Source organism: Nocardia barduliensis (genome assembly GCF_013315795.1).
GTDB classification, from domain to species: domain Bacteria; phylum Actinomycetota; class Actinomycetes; order Mycobacteriales; family Mycobacteriaceae; genus Nocardia; species Nocardia barduliensis.
Window position 1 is genome coordinate 1 of sequence record NZ_JABLTE010000227.1, and the last position, 3,365, is coordinate 3,365.

Consider the following 3,365-nt stretch of genomic DNA (forward strand, 5'->3'; position numbering starts at 1 on the left):
CGCCAAGCCCGCCCCAGCCGCGAAGCCCGCCGCGGCGACCGCGCGCACTCCGCAGACCACCCCCGCGCCGACCTCGAACGCCGCGCCCACCTCCGGCCCCAAGCAGGCCGACACCGCCACCGACGAGTCCAAGGTGCTGCGCGGCGCAGCGGCGGCGGTGGCCAAGAACATGGCCGCTTCGCTGAGCATCCCCACCGCGACCAGCGTGCGCGCCATCCCGGCCAAGCTGATGATCGACAACCGCTTGGTCATCAACAACCACCTCGCCCGCACCAGGGGCGGGAAGATCTCCTTCACCCACCTGCTCGGCTACGCCATCGTGCAGGCGGTCAAGGCCTTCCCGAACATGAACCGGCACTACGCCGAGGTCGACGGCAAGCCGCACGCGGTCACCCCCGCGCACACCAACCTCGGCCTCGCCATCGACCTGCCCGGCAAGGACGGCAACCGGTCGCTGGTCGTCGCGGCCATCAAGGGCTGCGAGGCGATGACCTTCGGGCAGTTCCACACCGCCTACGAGGACATCGTCCGCCGCGCCCGCGACGGCAAGCTCACCGCCGAGGACTTCTCCGGCGTCACCATCTCGCTGACCAACCCGGGCACCATCGGCACCGTGCACTCGGTCCCCCGCCTGATGAACGGTCAGGGCGCGATCATCGGCGCGGGCGCGATGGAGTACCCCGCCGAATTCCAGGGCATGAGCGACGAGCGCATCGCCGAACTGGGCGTCGGCAAGCTGATGACGCTCACCTCCACCTACGACCACCGCATTATCCAGGGCGCGGAGTCCGGCGACTTCCTGCGCACCATCCACCAGCTGCTGATCTCCGACGATTTCTTCGACGAGATCTTCCACGGCCTGGGCGTGCCGTACGAGCCGGTCCGCTGGCGCAAGGACATTCGCGAACGCGGCGTGGACAAGAGCGCGCGCGTGCTGGAGATGATCGCGGCCTACCGCAACCGCGGCCACCTGATGGCCGACACCGACCCGCTGCGGCTGGTCAAGGACAAGTTCCGCAGCCACCCGGACCTGGACGTCACCCAGCACGGCCTGACCCTCTGGGACCTCGACCGCACCTTCAACGTGGCGGGCTTCCACGGCCAGGAGCAGATGAAGCTGCGCGACGTGCTGTCGATCCTGCGCGACGCGTACTGCCGCCACGTCGGCGTCGAGTACACCCACATCCTCGATCCCGAGCAGCTGCAGTGGATCCAGGAGCGGGTCGAGCAGAAGCACGCCAAGCCCACCGTCGCGCAGCAGAAGTACATCCTGAACCGGCTGAACGCGGCGGAGGCCTTCGAAACCTTCCTGCAGACCAAGTACGTCGGGCAGAAGCGCTTCTCGCTGGAGGGCGCCGAAGCCGTCATCCCGATGATGGACGCCGTGATCGACCAGTGCGCCGAGCACAGCCTCGACGAGGTCATCATCGGCATGCCGCACCGCGGCCGGCTCAACGTGCTGGCCAACATCGTCGGCAAGCCCTACTCGAAGATCTTCACCGAGTTCGAGGGCAACATGAACCCGGCAGCCACCCACGGCTCCGGCGACGTGAAGTACCACCTCGGCGCGCAGGGCACCTACCTGCAGATGTTCGGTGACAACGAGATCGAGGTCTCGCTCACCGCCAACCCCTCGCACCTGGAGGCGGTCGACCCGGTCCTGGAGGGCCTGGTCCGCGCCAAGCAGGACCTGCTGGACAAGGGCGACGGGCCGGAGGGCTACTCGGTCGTACCGCTGATGCTGCACGGTGACGCCGCGTTCGCCGGTCAGGGCGTGGTCGCCGAGACACTGAACCTGGGTGGCCTGCGCGGCTACCGGGTCGGCGGCACCATCCACATTGTGGTGAACAACCAGATCGGCTTCACCACCGCGCCGGAGAACAGCCGCTCCACCGAGTACTCCACCGACATCGCGAAGTTCATCGGCGCGCCGATCTTCCACGTCAACGGCGACGACCCGGAGGCGTGCGACTGGGTGGCCCGCCTGGCGGTCGACTTCCGGCAGAAGTTCCGCAAGGACGTCGTCATCGACATGATCTGCTACCGCCGTCGCGGCCACAACGAGGGCGACGACCCGTCGATGACCCAGCCGTACATGTACGACGTCATCGACACCAAGCGCTCGGTCCGCAAGGCCTACACCGAGAGCCTGATCGGCCGTGGCGACATCTCGCTGAAAGAGGCCGAGGACGCGCTGCGCGACTACCAGGGCCAGCTGGAGCGGGTGTTCAACGAGGTCCGCGAGCTGGAGAAATACTCACCGGGACCGAGCTCGTCGGTCGAAGGCGACCAGCCGGTGCCCGCCTCCGTGGTGACGGCCGTGGACAAGCACATCCTGCAGCGCATCGGCGACGCGTTCCTGCACGTGCCCGACGGCTTCAACGTGCACCCGCGCGTCAAGCCGGTGCTGGAGAAGCGCCGCGAGATGGCCTACGAGGGCAAGGTCGACTGGGCCTTCGCCGAACTGCTGGCCTTCGGCACGCTGATCGACGAGGGCCGCGCGGTGCGCCTGACCGGTCAGGACTCCCGCCGCGGCACGTTCACCCAGCGGCACGCGGTGATCATCGACCGCAAGACCGCCGAGGAGTACACCCCGCTGCACAACATCGGCAGCGAGAACCCGGGCTGGTTCGCGGTGCACGACTCGGCGCTGAGCGAATTCGCCGCCGTCGGCTTCGAATACGGCTACTCGCTGGGCAACCCCAACGCACTGGTGCTGTGGGAAGCGCAGTTCGGCGACTTCGTCAACGGCGCGCAGTCGATCATCGACGAGTTCATTTCCTCCGGTGAGGCCAAGTGGGGCCAGCTCTCCGACGTCGTGCTGCTGCTGCCGCACGGCCACGAGGGCCAGGGCCCGGACCACACCTCCGGCCGCATCGAGCGCTTCCTCCAGCTGTGCGCGGAAGGCTCGATGACCGTCGCGGTGCCGTCCACCCCGGCCAACTACTTCCACCTGCTGCGCCGCCACGCCCTGGACGGCATCCGCCGCCCGCTGATCGTCTTCACCCCGAAGTCGATGCTGCGCAACAAGGCCGTGGTCTCGGACCTGAAGGACTTCACCGAGAGCAAGTTCCGCTCGGTCTTCAACGAGCCCGCGTACGAACAGGGCATCGGCGACCGCAGCAAGGTCAAGCGCGTCCTGCTCACCAGCGGCAAGCTCTACTACGAACTCGCCGCCGAAAAGGCCAAGCAGAAGCGCGAAGACGTCGCGATCGTGCGGATCGAGCAGCTCTACCCGCTGCCCGTCCGCCGCCTCAACGAAGCCCTGGAGGGCTACCCCAACGCCACCGATCTGGCGTGGGTCCAGGAGGAACCGGCCAACCAGGGCGCCTGGCCCTTCTTCGGCCTCAACCTCCCCGAAACCC

1 protein-coding gene is annotated in these 3,365 nt (G+C 67.8%); it reads left to right on the forward strand.

Going from position 1 to position 3,365, the window contains the following annotated elements; translation table 11 throughout:
• Positions 1-3,365: multifunctional oxoglutarate decarboxylase/oxoglutarate dehydrogenase thiamine pyrophosphate-binding subunit/dihydrolipoyllysine-residue succinyltransferase subunit (locus HOV91_RS38665; protein WP_174190126.1), on the forward strand; the 3,365-nt coding region annotated here is incomplete at both ends.